The sequence below is a fragment of the Methanoculleus sp. UBA413 genome, assembly GCF_002502935.1.
GTDB lineage: Archaea > Halobacteriota > Methanomicrobia > Methanomicrobiales > Methanoculleaceae > Methanoculleus > Methanoculleus bourgensis.
In genome coordinates, this window is record NZ_DAQR01000093.1 from 6,915 (window position 1) to 7,192 (window position 278).

Sequence of the window (278 nt, forward strand, 5' to 3'; positions counted from 1 at the left end):
CCGATGACGGTGTACCCGCCGCACTGCTCGCAATGCCAGATGGGGATAGGGATACCCCAGTAGCGCTGCCGGGAGATGCACCAGTCACGGGAATCCTTGACGAAATCGTGGAACCGGGCGCTCCCCGCCCACTCCGGGTACCACTTCACCTTCGCGATCTCATCCAGCATCGAGTCGCGGATCTCGGTGGCCTTCAGGAACCACTGTGCCGTCGCCCGGTAGATGATGGGGGTCTTGCACCGCCAGCAGTGACCGTAGCGGTGAGTGATCGTCCGCCG

Annotated in this window: 1 protein-coding gene; it reads right to left on the reverse strand. The window is 63.7% G+C overall.

Annotated features, from left to right (window positions below; genetic code table 11):
• Positions 1–278, reverse strand: a 278-nt coding sequence (locus BP858_RS07515; protein WP_286879206.1) for a class I tRNA ligase family protein, incomplete at both ends; no start/stop codon positions are given.